This window comes from Corynebacterium sp. USCH3 (genome assembly GCF_037619475.1).
Classification (GTDB): Bacteria; Actinomycetota; Actinomycetes; order Mycobacteriales; family Mycobacteriaceae; genus Corynebacterium.
Genome location: NZ_JAQPZT010000002.1, coordinates 569,828 through 588,742 on the forward strand (window position 1 = coordinate 569,828; position 18,915 = coordinate 588,742).

17 protein-coding genes and 1 tRNA gene are annotated in these 18,915 nt (G+C 67.9%); 10 read left to right on the forward strand and 8 right to left on the reverse strand.

What is annotated here, in order from left to right:
- The first annotated feature begins 7 nt into the window (after positions 1-7).
- Positions 8-583, forward strand: coding sequence for an oligoribonuclease (gene orn, locus PQI66_RS05875; protein ID WP_420100254.1), 576 nt, complete (start codon positions 8-10; stop codon positions 581-583).
- Positions 584-679: 96 nt separating this feature from the next.
- A tRNA-His gene (locus tag PQI66_RS05880) sits at positions 680-752 on the forward strand.
- Positions 753-805: 53 nt separating this feature from the next.
- Here PQI66_RS05880 and PQI66_RS05885 read toward each other — a convergent pair.
- From PQI66_RS05885 to PQI66_RS05910, 6 genes are all read right to left on the reverse strand, one after another.
- Positions 806-2,059, reverse strand: coding sequence for a serine hydrolase domain-containing protein (locus PQI66_RS05885; protein WP_339996705.1), 1,254 nt, complete (start codon positions 2,057-2,059; stop codon positions 806-808).
- A gap of 36 nt (positions 2,060-2,095) precedes the next feature.
- Complete coding sequence (locus tag PQI66_RS05890) at positions 2,096-2,557, reverse strand: NAD(+)--rifampin ADP-ribosyltransferase (RefSeq protein WP_339996706.1); 462 nt, start codon at positions 2,555-2,557, stop codon at positions 2,096-2,098.
- Positions 2,558-2,600: 43 nt separating this feature from the next.
- On the reverse strand, positions 2,601-3,806 hold the full coding sequence (locus PQI66_RS05895) for a saccharopine dehydrogenase family protein (protein ID WP_339996708.1): 1,206 nt from the start codon (positions 3,804-3,806) through the stop codon (positions 2,601-2,603).
- Positions 3,807-3,935: 129 nt separating this feature from the next.
- Entirely contained in the window at positions 3,936-5,165 is a 1,230-nt protein-coding gene (locus PQI66_RS05900) for an NADH:flavin oxidoreductase/NADH oxidase family protein (RefSeq protein ID WP_339996709.1), read from the reverse strand.
- Between the two features lie 153 nt (positions 5,166-5,318).
- Positions 5,319-5,639 carry a CHY zinc finger protein gene (locus PQI66_RS05905; RefSeq protein ID WP_339996711.1) on the reverse strand — a complete coding sequence of 107 codons (321 nt, stop codon included), beginning with the start codon at positions 5,637-5,639 and terminating at the stop codon, positions 5,319-5,321.
- A complete protein-coding gene (locus PQI66_RS05910) occupies positions 5,636-6,961 on the reverse strand; it encodes a dicarboxylate/amino acid:cation symporter (protein WP_339996712.1) in 1,326 nt (441 codons plus the stop codon). Before PQI66_RS05910 ends, PQI66_RS05905 begins: the two co-directional genes overlap by 4 nt.
- A gap of 70 nt (positions 6,962-7,031) precedes the next feature.
- Here PQI66_RS05910 and PQI66_RS05915 point away from each other — a divergent pair, with 70 nt between their 5' ends.
- The 4 genes from PQI66_RS05915 to PQI66_RS05930 all read left to right on the forward strand — a co-directional run bounded on the left by PQI66_RS05915 (position 7,032) and on the right by PQI66_RS05930 (position 11,392).
- Complete coding sequence (locus tag PQI66_RS05915; protein WP_339996714.1) at positions 7,032-7,535, forward strand: hypothetical protein; 504 nt, start codon at positions 7,032-7,034, stop codon at positions 7,533-7,535.
- Positions 7,532-8,050, forward strand: coding sequence for a hypothetical protein (locus PQI66_RS05920; RefSeq protein ID WP_339996715.1), 519 nt, complete (start codon positions 7,532-7,534; stop codon positions 8,048-8,050). The genes PQI66_RS05915 and PQI66_RS05920 overlap by 4 nt, the downstream gene beginning before the upstream one ends.
- Before the next feature lie 59 nt (positions 8,051-8,109).
- A complete protein-coding gene (locus tag PQI66_RS05925; RefSeq protein WP_339996716.1) occupies positions 8,110-10,239 on the forward strand; it encodes a RecQ family ATP-dependent DNA helicase in 2,130 nt (709 codons plus the stop codon).
- An 85-nt stretch (positions 10,240-10,324) separates the two neighbouring features.
- Positions 10,325-11,392: a lipoate--protein ligase family protein gene (locus PQI66_RS05930; RefSeq protein WP_339996718.1), complete on the forward strand. Its 1,068-nt coding sequence runs from the start codon at positions 10,325-10,327 to the stop codon at positions 11,390-11,392.
- 115 nt (positions 11,393-11,507) lie between these two features.
- On the opposite strand, the gene PQI66_RS05935 is transcribed toward PQI66_RS05930, so the two are convergent.
- A complete protein-coding gene (locus tag PQI66_RS05935) occupies positions 11,508-12,407 on the reverse strand; it encodes a cytochrome b/b6 domain-containing protein (RefSeq protein WP_339996719.1) in 900 nt (299 codons plus the stop codon).
- Here PQI66_RS05935 and PQI66_RS05940 point away from each other — a divergent pair.
- A complete protein-coding gene (locus tag PQI66_RS05940) occupies positions 12,406-13,104 on the forward strand; it encodes a hypothetical protein (protein WP_339996720.1) in 699 nt (232 codons plus the stop codon). The two genes, PQI66_RS05935 and PQI66_RS05940, sit on opposite strands and share 2 nt — an antisense overlap.
- 499 nt (positions 13,105-13,603) lie before the next feature.
- On the forward strand, positions 13,604-14,380 hold the full coding sequence (locus PQI66_RS05945) for a VOC family protein (RefSeq protein ID WP_339996721.1): 777 nt from the start codon (positions 13,604-13,606) through the stop codon (positions 14,378-14,380).
- On the opposite strand, the gene PQI66_RS05950 is transcribed toward PQI66_RS05945, so the two are convergent.
- A complete protein-coding gene (locus tag PQI66_RS05950) occupies positions 14,381-15,190 on the reverse strand; it encodes a MurR/RpiR family transcriptional regulator (RefSeq protein ID WP_339996722.1) in 810 nt (269 codons plus the stop codon).
- Positions 15,191-15,330: 140 nt separating this feature from the next.
- Between PQI66_RS05950 and PQI66_RS05955 the strand changes: the two genes are divergently transcribed.
- On the forward strand, positions 15,331-17,094 hold the full coding sequence (locus PQI66_RS05955; RefSeq protein WP_339996724.1) for an ABC transporter ATP-binding protein: 1,764 nt from the start codon (positions 15,331-15,333) through the stop codon (positions 17,092-17,094).
- The gene (locus PQI66_RS05960; RefSeq protein WP_339996725.1) at positions 17,091-18,884 is read left to right on the forward strand and encodes an ABC transporter ATP-binding protein; all 1,794 of its coding nucleotides are present in this window, start codon (positions 17,091-17,093) and stop codon (positions 18,882-18,884) included. Before PQI66_RS05955 ends, PQI66_RS05960 begins: the two co-directional genes overlap by 4 nt.
- Positions 18,885-18,915: the final 31 nt, after the last annotated feature.

Below are 18,915 nucleotides of genomic sequence, written 5' to 3' on the forward strand. Positions count from 1 at the left end.
CTGTGAGATGACCGGCCTGGACCCCGACCACCACGTCCTCGTCGAGATTGCCGTCGTCGTCACCGACGCCGACCTGACACCGCTGGACGACGGCATCGACATCGTCATCCACGCCTCCGAGGACGAACTCGCCGGAATGGACGACTTCGTCACGAAGATGCACGCGGACTCGGGCCTCACCGAGCAGATCCGTGAGAGCCCGGTGAGCGTCGCCGACGCCGAAGCTCAGGTCGTGGAGTACCTCAAGACCTACGTCCCCGTCGCCGGCGCCGCCCCCCTGGCCGGCAACTCCATCGCCAGCGACCGTAAGTTCATCGCCCGCTACATGCCGGAGCTGGACAACTTCCTGCACTACCGCATGATCGACGTGTCCTCGATCAAGGAACTCGCCCGCCGCTGGTACCCGCGCGCCTACAGCAACCAGCCGGACAAGGGCATGCAGCACCGGGCCCTGGCAGACATCCGCGAGTCCATCCGGGAGCTCGACTACTATCGTCGCGCGTTGTTCGTCGCCGCCCCCGGCCCGAGCAACAACGAGGCCAAGGAGTTCGCCGACGAGGCGTCCGCCGCGAATCCCGTCTGACGGTGAGGGGCCCGTTTGGCGTGCCTGCCGACCGTGGTCTAGTATGAACTCCGCTGCAGCAACGACGCCGGGCCTGGTTGCCGTTGTGCATGCATGGTGGCTGTAGTTCAGCTGGTAGAGCACCAGGTTGTGATCCTGGGTGTCGCGGGTTCGAGTCCCGTCAGCCACCCCGAAGGACGGACCCCCGCACCTCCCCACCCACCGGTGGGACGGTGCGGGGGTTCAGTCTTGTCCGTCGAGCTGGGCGGCGATGGACCTCATCGCCTCCACGGTCTCCAGCTCGTCCTGCTCGGTACCCAGGTCACTGAGTTTGACGATCACGGTCTCTGTCGCCGGGTCGATCCAGATGTACTGGCCGTAGACCCCCAGGGCGTTGAAGTCACCGTCGCCTCCGGGAGCGGCCCAGAACTGCGCCGAATACCCCCATCCGTCGATCGTCCTGTCCCCCGGCGTCGAGATCCGGTCGATCCAGTCGGTGGGGACGACCTGCCGGTCACCGACCGCGCCGTCGTCCAGCACCATCTGCCCGATACGCGCGAAGTCACGGGGCGCGGCGTTGAGGCCGCAGAACCCCTTCTCGATCCCCCCGTCGCGGTCGAGGTTCCACGTCGCGTCGAACTCCGCACCCACGGGCGTCCAGATCCCCTCGGAAGCGAGCTCGGACAACGGCTTCCCGGTGACCCGGGTCAGGACCATCGACAGCATCTGGGTGTCGACGCTGCGGTACTCCGAACGCGACCCCGGCGTGAAGGAGGTCTCCCGGTGCTTCATCAGGTAACCCGGCAGGTCGGTGCTGAGCAGCAGTCGCGCGGTACCGGTCATCGGCCACCAGGGGTTGTAGTTCTCCGGGACGTCGATCCCGGACGCCATGTCGAGCAGGTCACGGACGGTGATCCGGTTGTAGTCCGGCTCAGTGCCGTCGGCGTTCTTCTCGACGCGGAACTCCGGCAGGATGTCGACCATCAGATCGTCCTCGGACAGTTCTCCCCGTCCCACGGCCTGCCCAACCATCAGTGACACGACCGACTTCGCCATCGACCAGGATGACAGCCTGCTGTCCGGTGCGAGATCGTCGGCGTACCACTCGTCGACGAGGGCACCCTTGTGCAGCACCACGAATGCCCGGCTCTCAGTGGTGTCGAGCATCTCCTGCACCGGGATGTCACGGCCCTTCCACGGCACGGTGTCCGGCATGCCGGCACCCGATGCGTCAGATGCGTCAGATGCGTCAGACGCAGGTATCTCGTCGACGGGACCGGCGTTCTCCACCGGGCGGCTGGGGAAATGCCGCCCCTGTGCCGACGGCGCCTCGGTGGCGATCTGGGCCAGGCGGGTCGGCTCGGGGATGTTGAGGCCGGGGATGCTGTGCCGGACCGACGAGACGACGGTGACGGCGACGACAGCGACGATGACGGCCAGAAGAACGGCACCGACGGTCTTCAGAACCCGGTGCCGTGGTCGTGGGGAATCAGTCATGCGGTCTATCATGACCTCGCCGGTGGCACCGGACAACTAGTTGAGGATCTCGCCACGTTCCTCCGGCTTCTTCGAGATCAGCCGGTCACGCCACCCCTGCAGCGCCTCGGTGGTCAGCCGTGTCCAGTCGCTCACTTCGCGGACGATCCGCACCGGTTCCGCGCTGCGGAACGACCGCGTCGGATTCCCGGGGAACTTCTTGTCCGTCACATTCGGATCATTCTCGAATGACCCGGTCGGTTCGACCTCGTAGACGTGAGGGACGACGGCCTGTTCGCCGAGGTCACCCTCGGCGACGTCCCCCGTACGCTCCACCCTGAGCTCGACCGCCAGTTCCGCCGCCAGACCCGCCCCGTCCGGCAACGCGGTGAAGTACACGTGGTTCATGACCACGTCGGGACGGTAGTTCGACGGGTGACCGGCGGTCAACAGGTCGCCGGGCCGCAGGGGTACTGCGGTGCCGTGGAAGAAGGGGCCGTCATCCAGGGGAGCTGTCATCCACACAGGGTACCCCAGCGACACGGCCGGAGTCCGGTGCCGCTCAGCCGACGATCTCGAAGGAGATCCCTGCCGTAGAGAGCCGGTCGATGAGATTCTCCCCCATCGCGGTCGCGGGGGTGAGCTGGCCGGCGATATCCGGGTTGTCGTCGAACGCCAGCGACAGTGCGGACTCCGCCAGCATCTTCGCGGTGTCGGTGTAGCCCGGATCTCCGCCGCTGACCCGCGTGTGCACCGTCGCCCCTGCTTCGGATCCGACGAGGTCGACGGTGAACCACGTCCTGTCCCGACGCTCCTGCGACGGGCCGTCCCCGGTGGGGATTCGCCTGGCGATCGCCCGCCGGACCGGTGGGACCTGCACGGCGACCAACCCCAGCGCGAAGCCGACAACGGATGCGGGTACCGTCCGGAACTTCCGCGCTCCGGCGTTGTGTGAGTAGGTGAAATCCGTCCCGTAGTCGGCCCGCGCCGCCGCCGAGCGCACGACGATCTGCCCGTCGATCGTGGGCAGGGGAATCAGCCAGGTGCCCGTGACCGTGTCCCGTCGTGGCCGCCCCAACGACAGACGGACCCGACGACCGGACGGCCGCGTCTCCAGCTGCCGCCGCTGCCTCGCCGCCTGACGCATCGGCCACAGCCGGGACAACTGTGTCAGTCCTGACTGCAGGGTTCCCCCCGACAGCGCCGCATTGGTACGGACCACGCCGCGCATCTCCATCGCCCCCTCCCCGGGGAGCTGCATGGCGGTGTAGAGGGCGCCGAGGTCATGGGGGACAGAGTCGAAACCGCACGCGTGCACGAGACGGGCACCGGTCCTGCGGGCGGTGGCGTCATGGTCCAGGAACATCCGGTCGACGAACTCCGGTTCCCCGGTCAGGTCCACGTAGTCGGTCCCCTCCTGTGCACACGCGGCGACGAGGGGGGCGCCGTACTCCAGGTACGGCCCCACCGTGCTGATGACGACCTTCGCCGACCGTGCCACACTGACCAGGGACGCGGGGTCCGTGGAGTCGGCGTGCAGCAGGTCCATGTCAGACAGTGCCGGATTGATGCCGGTCAGACGGTCCCGGACGGCCTCGAGCTTGCTCCGGTTCCGACCCGCGAGGGCCAGCCGACCCTGCTGCGGAAGTCGGCCTGCGATGTAGTCCGCGGTGAGGCCGCCGGCGAACCCGGTCGCTCCGAAAAGCACCACGTCATAGGGGCGTTCCGGGCTTTCCGGGGTGGTTGTGTGATCGTGTGCTTCTGCCATCGTGCCTTCCGTACCGTGGAGTCGACCAAATGTTTACAGTGCTCACAAGTGTAGGTGTGTCCACCGCAGCCGTCAACGACATCAACGACATCAACGACCGGCTCCTGGCGACTCCCGGCGGCACGGACGTCAGCGACGCGGGAACACCGCCCGCACCCCGTGACGCTTCGCTGCGTACCACAGGGCGGCCAGCCCGTCGCCCCCGACGGCACGCCCGTCAGTGATCCGGTCCATCTGCATCTCGTACCAGGTCGTCCCCATCAGTGACTCGGTGTGCTCGTCCAACGACTCGAGATGCGTGGTCAACCGGGGCAGACGCACGCGCTCACGGTCACCGTGGTTGATGATCTCATTGGCCAGCTCCGGGAGCAGCACCATGGGCCGCGCCATCCCGACCAGATCACCCATCCCCTCGTCCAGACCACGCTCGACGTCCGCGGCAGACCGGAAGCCACCGGTGACGAGGACGGGAACATCCACCGCGTCACGGACGGCGCGGGCGTGGTCCCCGAAGAAGATCTCCCCGGTCTCGCCGGTGGCGTCGACCTCGTCGCCGAGCATCAACGGGGTGGCGTACGTGCCGCCGGAGATCTCGATGACGTCCACGCCCAGCTCGGCGAGCTTCTGCGCGACCTGGAGCGACTCCTCCTCACCGAAACCGCCGGGCACCCCGTCCGAGGCATTGAGTCGCACGGAGACCGGGAAGTCGTCGCCGACTTTCTTGCGCACCGCGCCGTAGACCTCGACGAGCAACCGCATCCGTGCGTCCAGGTCGCCGCCGTACTCGTCAGAACGCAGGTTGTCCGCCGGGGACAGGAACTGGTTGATGAGGTAGCCGTGACCCGCCTGGATCTGCACACCGGTGAAGCCCGTCTCGCGTGCGATGAGCGCGGTGTAGGCGAAGCGCCACACGATCAACTCGATGTCGGAGACCGTGAGCTCACGCGGGTCGGCGAAGTAGCGCCCGATGCGTCCCCCCAGGGGCACCGCGCTGGGGGCGACGGGGTACTTGTTGATGCTCCGCGGCGACTGCTTGCCGGGGTGGTTGAGCTGCATCCACAGGTGGGTGTCGTTCACGGTGCCGGCCGTCGCCCAACTGCGCAGCATGTCGAGGTGGCGGTCATCGGTGGCCACGACCGACCCCGGCTCCCCCCGGTGTTCGGAGTCGACCATGACCCCGCCGGTCACCACCAGGCCGGACCCTCCGTGTGCCCACCGCCGGTACAGGTCGAGGTGCTGGTTGGACGGCCCGCCCGACGGCGTCGCCAGGCCCTCGCTCGTCGCCGCTTTCACGAGACGGTTCTTCAGTGTGGTGCCGCACGGCAGCTCCAGTGGTGCGGCAACCGGTGTAGGGGTCACGGTGACTCTCCAAAAAGTGTAGGTATCCGGTGAACATGTCGGTTCCGGACCGACCGGCGGCCCGTCACCCGCAGACTGTACCTGCTGCTCCTTGCCTGCATACCATGCTGCAGCGCACGGTTTCAACCATGTCGGTGTCCGCCCCTCTGCCGGTCACCCGACTCCGATGTCGAAGTACAGGTGGGCGTGCAACGAGCACCCCGGATTAAATTCCGCTGCGCACGCCGGGCAGGACGATCCACTGTCGAGGTACGCGCTCACCGTCATCCAGTGTCCGCACCTCCGGCACAGGACGGCCTCCCCGGTGTCGAAGAGTTCGCGGGGCCACGGCACGATGCGGTGGTCCTCCGCCTCGTCGTGACAGTGCAGACACGGGTAGGCCCGACCACAGCAGTGGAACCTGATCGCGACGACGTCACGGGAGGTTCGCCAGTGAGCGCACCCGACTCCCCCGGTCAACGGATCCGTCGTCACGTCCCCTCCGATGCCAGACCCCGGTCCGTGGGAGCGTCGGGGGCGCTGTCGGGTTCAAGATCGATGTCGGGGTCAAAGGCCCGGTGTCCGTTGTAGATGTCGCGGTCGATGTCGTCGTCGGACGCCGCCACCAGCATCGCCACGAAGGTGTCGCCGTTGACGTTGAGGAAGGTCCGCAGAATCCCGGTGAACCAGTCCACCGCAATCAACAGGCCGACGGCCTCGACGGGAAGGTCCAGGGACGCCGCGAGGAACATGGCGACGACCGGGAAACCACCGGGGACGGTGATCGTCCCCATGTTCAGCATGATCGACAGTGCCACGCCCAGGACGATCTGCCCGAAGCTCAGCTCCACTCCCCCCGCCTGCGCCAGGAACAGGATCACGATCATGTAGTTGAGGACCGCCCCGTAGGAACCCATGGTCAGACCGATGGAGAGGGTGAAGTTCGCGACCCTCGGGCTCACCCCGACCTTCTCCACGGTGTTGCGCAGCACGGTCGGGAAGGTGACGGCAGAGCTCGTGGTCGTCACCGCGACAACCGTCTGCTCCACCAGCTTGGGCGGCAGCTTCCACACGTTCAACCGGGTCCGTGCCCAGATGACGAGGACGAAGACCACCATGAGGATCAGCACACCGGTCAAGGTGGCCATGAGGTACTTGACTGCAGAGGTGATCACCGCGATCCCCTGCTCACCGGTCAGCGCGGCCAGCAGGCAGAACACGCCCAGGGGCGCGATGTACATCACGTACTGGATCATGGTGAGGACCACCGCCTGGATCCCCTCGAAGATCCCGATCAACGTCCGGTTCCCGGTCTGCGCCATGTAGCGGTTCAGCGCGATCCCGAAGATGAGGGAGAACACGATGATCGGCAGCATGTCGGCACTCGCCATCGCCTCGACGACGTTGGTGGACACGAATCCCAGCAGGGTGTCCTGCCAGGTGCCCGCCTGCCGTGCCCCCTCCTCCAGTGACGGGTCCAACTCACCGGTGAAGACCATGCCGTCCCCGGGACGAATCACGCTGCCGAGACCCCAGGCGAGAACGGCGGCGAGGAAGGAGAAGGCCAGCATCCATCCGAATGTCCGGGCCGCGACAAGCCCTGTCCCCTTTCCGGACATTGACCCGGTGGCGACAATGACGGACGCCATGACGAGGGGGACGATCGACATCTGGATCAACCGGATGAACATGTCCCCGATAAACTGCAGGTTCGCCGCCCAGTCACCGACAATCAGTCCGAAGACCATTCCGGCGACCGCTCCCACCCCGATCATCACGGCGGGGCTGCGCAGGAGTTTACGTGTTCTCAATCCCATCGCCGTTATGTTAGCGGGTAAATGTTTCCCGGCGATGCCAATACGGTTAACATTCACTAGGCTGAGAAACATGAGTACCGTGGATACGCTTCTGGGAGTATTGCGGGTGGTTCTGCTGTTCGGCGGTATTCCCATGGGGGTTCCGGCTCTCGTGCTGGTGTTCATGCACCTGTCGGAGCGCGAGAACGCCGACGAACTCCGGACGGACGGTCGGGCGCTGGGCAATGTCGGCGCCGCGGTATCCGGTGTCGCGGTCGGTGTCTCGCTGTGGCTGCTCTGGTTCAGTTGGGGCAATCCTGCCGGCTATGCGACCTGGGCGATCGTCGGAGCCGTCGTCACCGCCCTCACTGCCGTCGTCGGGATCGGGGCCGTCACCCGGTGGCGGCAGACGGGGCCGTTCGTCGTGGCGCTCGGCGGACTGTTCGGGTTCTCCTCCGCCTACGCCGTCGATGCCAGCTTCTACGACACCACGGGCCTGTGGGGTGTGGGCTACCTGATGATCGTCTTCATCGCCGGATTCATCCTGGCGGCCATCGCCACCGGCATCGTCCTGGTCCGGAGCCGGGCACGGTGAGCGACATGCACCTTGCCGGGAACCTCCTCGACACCGGGTTCACGATGACGCAGTTCGGCGCACCCCTGCTGCTGGTCTGCGCCCTGATTCTGGTGGCCGTCCATACCGTCGAACGAAAGAGGTCCGCTCCCCCGTCCGACGACCGTGCCCGGATGGGCAACACCTCAGCCGCCATCTCCGGCGTGGTGGCGGGGATCCTGCTCTGGCTGGTCTGGTTCAGCTGGGCCCCACCGGGCAGTATCGCGCCGGTGCTCGCGGTCGGTGCCACCGTCTCCGCCTTCGCCGTCCTGGTGTGGCTGGGCAACCGGACCCGGTGGCCATGGACGGGGCCGTTCACCGTGGCGCTCGGCGGACTGTCCAGCCTCACCACGGCCTATGCGGTCGATGCCGACGGGGCTGACATCACCGGACTGTGGGCCCTGGGGTACCTGATGATGACGGTGGGTGGCGTCATCGTCCTCACTGTCATCTGTCTGGGGATCGTGGTGGTCCGTTCGGACGACTGGAAACGGTAGGCCCGTCCGGCCGTCCGGCCCGGGTTTCCGTGTCCGGGGTGTGTTCTATGGTGGAGCCCATGCCGAGCGACAACCCCTTCGACGACCGACTCCGCGTCCGTGCCACCGAGATCCTGCGTGAACTCACCGGACGTGCCGACGCCAACTTCCGCGACGGACAGTTCGAGGCCGTCGCGGCGCTCGTCAACGACCACAGACGCGTCCTCGTCGTCCAGCGGACCGGGTGGGGAAAATCGGCCGTGTACTTCGTCGCCGCCCGCCTCATCCGGGAAGGCTACGGTGCTGAACGCGGACCGACGTTGATCATCTCCCCGCTACTGGCACTGATGCGTGACCAGGTCGCCGCGGCCGAGCGCGCCGGAGTGCACGCGGCAACCATCAACTCGTCGAACGCGACCGAATGGTCGTCCGTGCTGGACAGTCTCACCGCTGGTGACCTCGATGTCCTGCTGATCTCGCCGGAACGGCTGACGAACCCGAGCTTCCGCAGGAACGTCCTCGACGTTCTCCTCGACCCGTCACGCGCCGGGGTGGGGATGATCGTGGTCGACGAAGCGCACTGCATCTCGGACTGGGGGCACGACTTCCGGCCCGACTACCGCCGGATCGGTGCCCTCCTCGACGGCCTGCCTGCCGAGCTTCCGGTGCTGGCGACCACGGCGACGGCGAACAGCCGCGTGGTCGCCGACGTCGCCGCGCAACTCGGCGAGGACACGATGGTCGTCCGCGGTGCCCTGTCCCGGGACTCACTTCGTCTCGGCGTCGCCCCGACAGCCACCGCCGAACACCGCATCGGGTGGCTGGCCCAGCATCTCGGGGACTTCCACGGTTCCGGCATCATCTACACCCTGACCGTCTCCGCCGCCGAAGACACGACGAGAGCGCTGGCGGAGGCCGGCTGGGACGTGGCGACCTACACCGGACGCACCGACGCCGAGGACCGGGCACGGCTGGAGCAGTCGTTGAAGGACAACGAACTCAAGGCACTGGTCGCCACCAGTGCACTGGGCATGGGGTTCGACAAACCCGACCTCGGTTTCGTCGTCCACCTGGGTGCCCCGAGTTCCGCGGTGGCCTACTACCAGCAGGTCGGTCGCGCAGGTCGCGCCACGGACAACGCGGACGTCCTCCTGCTGCCTGGTGGCGAGGACCCGAACATCTGGGAGTACTTCGCGACGGCGTCCATGCCGGACGACGGTGAGGCGCAGGCCGTGCTGGCCGCCCTGGCCGATGCGGAATCCCCGCTGTCGGTACCCGCGTTGGAACCGTTGGTCGGGGTGAAACGCTCCCGCCTGGACCTGTTGCTGAAGACCCTTCAGGTCGACGGGGCCGTCGACCGGGTCCAGGGTGGATTCGTCGCCACCGGCGTCCCGTGGTCCTACGACGCGGAGCGCTATGCGGCGGTGGCTCAGGCTCGCCGGCACGAGGCGGACGCCATGCTCGAGTACGAGGCCGGTCACCGGTGCCGGATGCGGTTCCTCGCCGAAACCCTCGACGACCCCCACGCCCGTGACTGTGGCCGGTGCGATGTCTGCGCCGGCCAGTGGTGGGATGCCGACGTCACCGACGACCGGACCTCCGGCGCACGCCGCATCCTGTCGGGGATCGGCGTCCCGGTGGAGACGCGTGGCCAGTGGCCTTCCGGCATGGCGACGATCGGGGTGCCGTTGAAAGGCAGGATCCCGGTCGACGAGCGGGTGGCCGAGGGTCGGGTCGTCGCACGGTTCACCGACCTCGGACCGGGCCAGGTGTTGAGGGGATTCCTGGCTCCCGGCGCCGACGACGCACCGGTGCCGAAGAATATCGCGGACTGGTGCATCACCGTGCTTCAGGAATGGGACTGGGACGAACGCCCCACCGTGGTCGTCGGCATGCCGGGCACACCCCGTCCGGTGACGTGTTCTGACCTGGCACAGGGCCTGGCACGGATCGGACGGATGGCAGACGCCGGCCACCTGTCCTTCACCCGTGACCCGGGATCCCCCGACGTCAACAGTGCCTACCGGGTGCAGAATCTCTACGGCGCCTTCCACGTTGAACCGGCTACCGCCGAAGCGGTCAAGGACCGGGTCGTCCTGCTGGTCGACACCGAGATCGGTTCGCGGTGGGCGATGACGATGGCCGGACGAGAGCTGCGCCGGGCCGGGGCCCGCGGGGTGCTCCCCTTCGCACTGGCGTTGCGTGGGTGACCGCCGTCGACCGGCGTAGGCTGGTCCGCGGTGAAAACGGGCCGGTCCGCTCCGGCCCCGCCCACGATTGAAGGAAGGCCAGCCGATGCACGGAGAATACAAGGTTCCCGGTGGGAAACTCATCGTCGTCGATCTCGATGTCAGTGGGGCAGGCGCCTCGTCTCCGGGCACCCTGTCTGGCGTCCGCATCGCCGGCGACTTCTTCCTGGAACCTGACGAAACCCTCCTCCGGATGACACAGGCGCTGGAGGGCGCCCCGGCCGATCTGAGTGCCGCCGACGTGTCCTCGAGCATCACCGCGGCACTGCATCCCGATGACGTCCTGTTCGGCATCACGCCGGACGGAGTCGGCGTGGCAGTGCGCCGTGCGCTCGGTCATGCCGTGAGCTGGGAGGACCTCGACCTGGAGGTTATCCACGGGCCCAGCGTCGATCCGATGGTCAACGTCGCCCTGGACGAGACCCTCACCGAGGATGTGGCGGCGGGACGCCGCAGGCCGTTCATGCGGCTGTGGGAGTGGAATGCCCCACAGGTGGTGATCGGTTCCTTCCAGTCCTACTCCAACGAGATCAACCAGCAGGGCGCGGACCGCCACGGCATCACCGTGTCCCGCCGTGTCACCGGCGGTGGGGCGATGTTCATGGAACCGGGCAACTGTGTGACGTATTCGCTGGTGGTCCCCCAGTCGCTGGTGGACGGACTGAGCTTCGCCCAGTCGTACCCGTTCCTGGATGAATGGACGATGGAGGCGTTGGAGAAGGTCGGGATCCGGGCGCGCTATGTCCCGCTGAACGACATCGCCTCCGAACAGGGCAAGATCGGCGGAGCGGCGCAGAAACGCTTCAGCAACGGCTGGATGGTCCACCATGTGACGATGTCCTACGACATCGACGCGGAGAAGATGCTGGAGGTCCTACGCATCGGGAAGGAGAAGATGCGGGACAAGGGGCAACGCTCCGCGGTCAAGCGTGTCGACCCGATGAGGTCACAGACACAGATGCCCCGTTCGGAGATCCTGGAGGTGTTCTACAACCACTTCCGGGACAAGTACGCTGCGACGGAGGGAACCATCACGGCCGAGGACCTCGCTGCCGCGCAGACGCGCTGCGACGAGAAGTTCTCCACCGACGAGTGGACCTACCGCCTGCCTTGACCTGACCTGACGATACGGAACGCGGGGGTCGGCGTCCCAGGTAAGGGACGCCGACCCCCGCGTTCTGCGTGGTTTCCGCGTGGTTTCTGCGCTACCTCAGCATTTGACTCGGAGGCTAGCGGGCGCTGACCTGTCCGAAGCGCGAGGCGATCGGTGCGAGCACCAGCGGGCGGGTGGCGAAGAGCACGCCGACGGTGACGATCACCGCACCGAGCATCCAGAAGAACCCGCCCCAGCCTTCGGCCGGGGTACCGGCGAACATGTGGTTGAGGTTCTTGGTCATCCCGGTGGCGAAGACCAGGAAAACGTGGACGACAATGAACATCACGAAGAACAGCATCGTCGGGAAGTGGATCTTGCGCGCCAGCGGCGCCGGGTAGATCTTGTTCAGCTTCGTGGCGTCCTTCGGCCACCATTCGCTCATCCGCAACCCGGAGATGATCGCCAGCGGCGCGGCGATGAAGACGATGACGAAGTACATGATCTGCTGGAGGCTGTTGTAGTTGACCCAGCCGTTCTCCGTCGGCCACTGCAGCGAGGCGTACTGGAGCATGTTGGTGAGCATGTTGGGGAAGACGTCCCAGCTGGTCGGCACGATTCGTGCCCAGTGACCACTGATGAACAGCAGCACGATGAACACGACACCGTTGAGGATCCACAGCAGGTCCAGGCTCGTGTGCAGCCACAGGTGGATGCTGATCTTCTTGCCACCCTTCTTCGGCTGCCACACCGCCGGCGGCTTCTGCTGCTGGCGGACGCGTAGACCGGACTGGATGATCATCGCCATGAAGAAGAAGTTCAGGAAGTGGGTCCAGCGGGCCCAGGCCGGGAAGCCGTCGTCGACGAAGTCGGGGAGGTGGTACTCACCGGGGTAGGTGTCCATGAAGTTCTGGACCCCGGAGAGGTCGTAGATCCAGCGGGCCACGAAGATGACCACCGCGACGGCCACGGCGGCGATGACCAGGCCGATGCCGGCGAGCTTGCCCCACTGTCCGAGGGACTTCTCGCCGATCATGATCGGCTCGCGCTTCTTCTTCGGCTTTTCCTTTGCCGCGGTCTTGGCCGCACCGCCGGTCTTCGGGGCGGTTGCGGTGGCGGCAGCCGCCGGCGCACCCGGCGCGGCCGGCGCAGCAGCGCCGGGGGACGCAGGAGCACCGGGAGCACCCGGCGCCGACGGGGCTCCGGGGGCCGACATCGCACCCGGGGCACCCGGCGCGGCAGGGGCGCTCGGCGCACCCGGGGCACCCGGCGCACCCGGAGCCGACGGGGCACCCGGGGCGCTCGGGGCACCCGGAGCACTCGGCGCGGCAGGAGCTGCCGGTGCACCCGGCGCGGCAGGAGCCGACGGGGCGCTCGGCGCTGCCGGAGCCGACGGGGCCGAAGAAGCGGCAGGCGCGGCCGGAGCCGACGGCGCACCCGGAGCCGACGGGGCACCCGGCGCACCCGGAGCGGAAAGCTTCATCGGAGCACCCGGCGCAGCAGGCTCCGAGGTCGTCTCAGGACTCGTCGCAGGTGCGCTGTCTGCTGCCGGAGCAGTGTCAACGGGTGTTTCCGGCGCCGTCGGGGTGGCGGCAGCGTCCGGCTCGGCGGAAGCGGCCGGGGCGGCGGGCGTCGCCGGAGCCGATGGAGCGGCCGGCGCACCTGGCGCCTGGGCGACAGGCGGCTGCAGCTTCATCGGCTGGGCCTTATTGTCGTCGTTGGACATTGTGTAGTCTCCTACTGCTTTCGCTCGTCAATAGCGCTGGTGAGTTGTGGAACAGATGCAGACAAGTCATCGTTGCCGCCGTCGTCGTCCGTCACGAGGATCATAGCGGTCGGCACCCGTGATGTTTGCGACAACAGTCGAAGTACCCGGATGCCTCCGCACGTCACATCATTCGGAAGTCGCGGAACTGACCGAGTCGCGGCCAGCGATGAGGCGAGAGGCAGGATAGAGCCCACAGCGTCCGAGGGCGCCACGTCGTACGCCCGCGCGACGACTCCGTGGAGAACGAGGCGCCGGGAAATACGCCCGGTGCCGACAATGGAACTCATGTGACCTGGACCTCTTCTGAAACGATAACTACCTCAGGAGACAGGATAGCTGACCTGTGCCGCGTATCACGAAAAACGGCGAATCTCCCAGCCACTCTCCCCGGCCACATTCTCCGCCCCCTGTTAATTATGGGTAGCCTTGCTTTACGCATGTTCTATTCCGTGAAGGAGCCACCAATGTCAGAGCACGATGAACAGCCGTACTCTTTCGATCACCTCATCCACGTTGTCGACGACCTCGAGGACGCCATGACGTGTTACACCTCCCTCAACCTACCGACGCACACCGCACTGTCGATGCCGGGATTCCGCAACGCCGCCTGGGGCGTCGACGACGAACGTTATGTCGAGCTTGCGACGATCGACGACTGGGACGCAACAGCCGACTCACCGTATGCCCACACCCTGTCCCTCATGCGTCCGTCCGTCGAGGCCGCCACCACACCAGGACTGGTCAGTTTCGCGGTCCACGTCCCCGACGCCCACGCGACTGCGCGTGCGCTCGAGGCGGGCGACTACGACGTCCGGATCGCAGACGTCCGCTTCGAGGAGAAGAACGCCGGCTTCACCGAGGTCTTCATTTCCGACGCTCCCACATGGTTCCCCTTCTTCATCAGCTACGACCCGCCACGGTCCACGATTGCGGCGATGCGTGCCGACCACCGGATCAGCCAGGGTGGCGATCCTGAGCCCGCCTGCGTCTCCGGCCCGGACCTCGCCTACCTCCTGGTACGTAGTGACGCACCTGCCGAGTCCACCCGTCGGCTCGCCGGGCTCCTGGGGTGCAGGCACGATGAGACGACGGTTCACCTGCCCGGAGCCCAGATCCGGTTCACACCCGGGGCTCCGTCAGGTCTCTACGGCTTCGGAGTGCGGGGCGCCCCGAACATCCCCGGCACATCCGGCGACGAGGGAACCGTCGACGTCCACGGGGCCGTGATCGAGCGGAACTGACTACCGCCCGAGTTCACCCCGCAGCCGGTCCACCAGATGCCCGGCTGCCGCACTTCGCTCCGGATCCTTCGCCGCCGTGGCGACGATCACCGTCTCCAACACCGCGACGGTCGGAACGTAACTGGGACTGAACTCCGGGTTTCCCCTCCCCACCCCCAGTGACACCGCACTGCGGGGATCCGAACTCAACAGCCCTTCGGTCAGCTGGGCGACGGGAATCCCGAGTTCCCCGGCGCGCAGGAACAACACGTCCCCCTCCGCCGACGTGTCGTCGTAGGCGGGCAGCAGGACGAGGTCGCCGTCGGCGAGCACGGCGACCTCGTCGGCGAAACCTCTGCCGGTCGTCCCCATCGACACCGCCGGGAGTCCGGCGCGTAGACACCTCGCCGCCGCATAGTCTGCGATGTGCCGGGACGGCCCGAATCCGACCAGGACGATCCGGTCGGCGCCACCCATGAGGTCCACCACGTGGAGGAGGTCCTGCTCATCCATCCGGTCCATGAGCGCCTCCGCCCCGCCGACGCGCTCGCCGATGGCCCGTGACACTCCGCCCGCCCGCAGGGACGACTCCATCCGGCCGCCCCGGGACAGGTCCTCGGCGAGCCGCTCGCGGAGATCGTCGAGCCCGGCGAAGCCGAGTCGACGGACGGTACGCACCACGGTGGCGTCACTGACGCCGACAGCCCCCGCGAGCCGGAGTGCTGAATGGTGCCCCACGCTGTGAGGGTTCGCCGCCATGAACTCGGCGACCCTGGCCTCAGCCGGAGACAGGTTCCCGCGTTCCGCCGCGATTCTTTCGAGCAGGTCCATGTCGTGAACGCTACACGCGGCCCGGGTGCCGGGGAGTTACCTCTACCTCATATGAGGTGAACCTCACTTATATCGTGATAGCGTACGCGGAGTCCCCGCACCACCCCACCGCCGGTCCCGCAGACCTGAACAGGAGAACCATGACCCACGCCTCCCCGGTCGCGACCGACGGTGAATCGCTGCGCAGCCACGCCTTCGGCCTCCGGTGGCCGCTGCTGCTCCAGGCACCGGAGCGCCCCCTCGTCGCCTCTCCGGTCGCCTTCGACGACGGTGTGTCGCCCGCCCGCTTCACCTGGCGGGTCATCCTGGGGGCGAAGAGATTCACCCTGCCGGGTGGCGGCCTGCTGATCCTGTCCAACATCGCCGCCGCCGGCCTCCCCGTGATCGCCGGTGTCGCCGTGGACAGAGGGATCGCCGCGGGTGATCTGGGTCAGCTGCTGCTGTGGACGGCGGCCCTGGTCCTCGATGTCGTGGTGATGTCGCTGTCGTTCCGCTTCGGCTCCCGGCTGGGGTTCTTCGGCATGCAGACCGTGCAACACCGGCTGCGGACGCAGGTCACGGAACGATTGCTCCATCCTGCGGGAATGAAGGACCGGCGACTCGGCGGGGCAATGCTGTCGGTGGCCACCGGCGACGTGTTCCGGCTGGCCGCCACCATGCAGTTGGGCATCTACCCCGTCGGCGAGGTCGCCGCGATCCTCGCCTCGGCGGTGATCCTGCTGACCATCTCCTGGCCCCTCGGACTCGCGGTGCTGGTGGGGAGCCCGTTGATGCTGTGGGTGATGACCGCCGCCGGGCGTCCGCTGCAGCAGCGCAGCCGCGAGCAGCAGGCGCTGGCCGCCGACGCGACAGGCCGGGCGTCCGACCTGATCACCGGCTACCGGATGATCAAGGGACTGCGCGCGGAGGACGAGGCGTCACGGCGGTACTCACAGGTCAGCCGTACCGCACTGGACGGTGCCCTCCGGGCGAGGACGTCTCGGGCGGTCTTCATGGTGTCGATGAACGGTGTGACCGGCGTCTTCATCGCCGCCCTGACGGTCTGCGCCGCCTGGTTGGCGCTGACCGGACGCCTGAGCGTCGGTGAGCTCATCGCCGTGGTCGGTGTCACCCAGTTCCTCGTCAACCCGTTGACGATGCTGCCGGCGAACTCCGGTGCGGTCTGGGCGACCGGGGTCGCCTCGGCGGGCAGGGTGCTCGACCTGCTCCGCACGCCCGTCGCCCACGAGGGCACCGACAACGCCGACAACACCGACAGCACCGGTCCAGCCGACGCGGTGGCCGCGACGGGCATCCGCGTCACCCGGCACACCGGCGCGGTCCTCCACGCCGCCTCCGATGAGATGGTCGGGGTACGGGCCAGCGGCCCGGCAGCCCGACAACTCGTCGCCCTGCTCTCCGACGGACGGTCCCCGGACGGGTCCGGGGCAGTCCTGCTGGACGGAACGGACGCCGACGCCGCGTCGTTGCCACTGGAGGCCTACCGGGCCACCGTGCTCACCGCCCCGCACGCCGCCGACCTGTTCGACGGCACCATCGCCGAGAACCTCGCTCCCCGAGGAACCGACAACGGAACCGACACCGACACCGACCGTGTTCCCGGTGCCCTGCACGCCGCCGCCTGCGACGACATCGTCGCCTCACTGCCCGACGGCCTCGACACCCACGTCGGGGACGGCGGAACCCGGCTGTCCGGTGGCCAACGTCAGCGCATCGCGCTGGCACGTGCCCTCGCCGCGGACCCTCCGGTCCTCGTCCTGCACGATCCGACCACCGCCGTCGACGCCGTCACCGAGAACTCCGTCGCCTCGCGCCTTGGGGCGTTCCGCGCCGGGCGGGTCACACTGGTCGTCACCGGGTCCCCCGCGCTGCTGGCCCACTGCGACCGGGTGGTGGACCTGTGAGCGCCACCGACCCGCGCACCGGCGACGTACCCCACCGCCTCCCCGTCGCCACCGGACGCCGCTCCACCGCTGCGGTGTGGGACGCCCTGGCCGGACGACGTGGCCTGCTGATCCTCGCGGCCATGATCTCCGCCGGTGCGGCCGCACTGGAGCTCGTCACGCCGGCCCTGCTCGGCTCCATCGTCGACGACATCTCCGGAGACGGTGCCCCGCGCCCGATCTGGCTCTACGGGATGCTGATCGCAGTGTCCGTCATCGCCGCGTCCGCGCTGGGCGTGCTGGGCGTCCTCCTGGCCTCCCGCGTCCTCGAACGGCTGCTGGCCACCCTGCGCGAACGCCTCGTGTCCACCGCCCTGTCGATGCCGCAGGACCAGGTCGAGCGTTCCGGCACCGGTGACCTGATCTCCCGTGCCAGCGACGACGTCGCCCAGGTCTCCGAGGCACTGTCCCAGGTCCTGCCGTCGCTGTCGCGCACAGTGTTCACCATTCTGCTGACCCTGGGCGCCCTGTTCCTGCTGGACTGGAGGTTCGGACTGACCCTGCTGGTGGGGGTCCCCCTGTACTGGCTGTCGCTGCGGTGGTACGTGCGCACCGCCCCGCCGTTGTACGCGGCGGAACGCGCCGCCTTCGGCACCCGTGCCCACCACCTGCTGTCGGCGCTGACGGGCCTGGACACCGTCCTGGCGTACCGGCTGTCGGCGTGGCACACCCGGCGCGTCGCCACGTCGTCCTGGGCGGTGGCGACCTGGGCGCTGCGGGCCCGCACCGTGCAGACGATGTTCGCGTGGCGTATCGACCTGTCGTTCATCGTCGTGGTGTGCGTGGTGACGGGCACCGGGTACGCCCTGGTCGACACCGATGCCGTCACCGTCGGGGCCGCGACCGCCGCAGTGCTGTACTTCCTGCGTCTGCAGGGACCGCTGCGCGGGCTGATGATGGAGATCGACAGCCTGCAGGCCGCCGCCGCGTCGCTGGCGCGCATTATCGGCGTCACCGACCTCGCCGACCGGGCCGAACGCGCCGAACGCGGCAGCGTCGACGACACCACCGGCGGCACCACCGCCGACTCCGGGCACACCGACCACGCCGTGGTCGTCGACGACGTCTGCTTCTCCTACGACCCCGACCGCCGTGGCGACACCGACGTCCTCCACGGCGTCTGCCTCACCGTCCCCGCCGAGCAACGCGTGGCGGTGGTGGGCACCTCCGGTGCGGGGAAGACCACGCTGGCCGCGCTGATCGCGGGCATCCACCGTCCGACCAGCGGCACCGTCAGTGCGCCGACGGACACCATGCTCATCAGCCAGGAGACACACGTCTTCGCCGGCACGCTGCGCGACAACCTCACCCTCGCCGCACCCGGGGTCGACGACGATGTCCTCCTCGAGGCCCTGGGACGAATCGGCGCCGACGGCCTCCTCGACGAACTCCCCGACGGGCTGGACTCCCCGCTGGGTGCACAGGGGCATCCCCTCAGCGCCGCCCGGCAGCAGCACCTGGCACTGACGCGGCTCCTGATCGCCGACCCGGACCTGGCGATCCTCGACGAGGCGACCGCCGAAGCAGGGTCCTCCCACGCCGCCGCCCTCGACGCCGCCGCCGACATCGCCCTGCGGGGACGCACCGGCCTGGTCATCGCACACCGGCTCTCCCAGGCCGCTGCCTGCGACCGGATCATCGTCATGGACCACGGCCGTATCCTCGAGGACGGTTCCCACGACGAACTCGTCGCCGCCGGGGGGCATTACTCCCGCCTATGGGGCGCCTGGAACACCCACAGGTCCCACTGAGACACCTCCGATCCGACCTATCGTGGGAAAG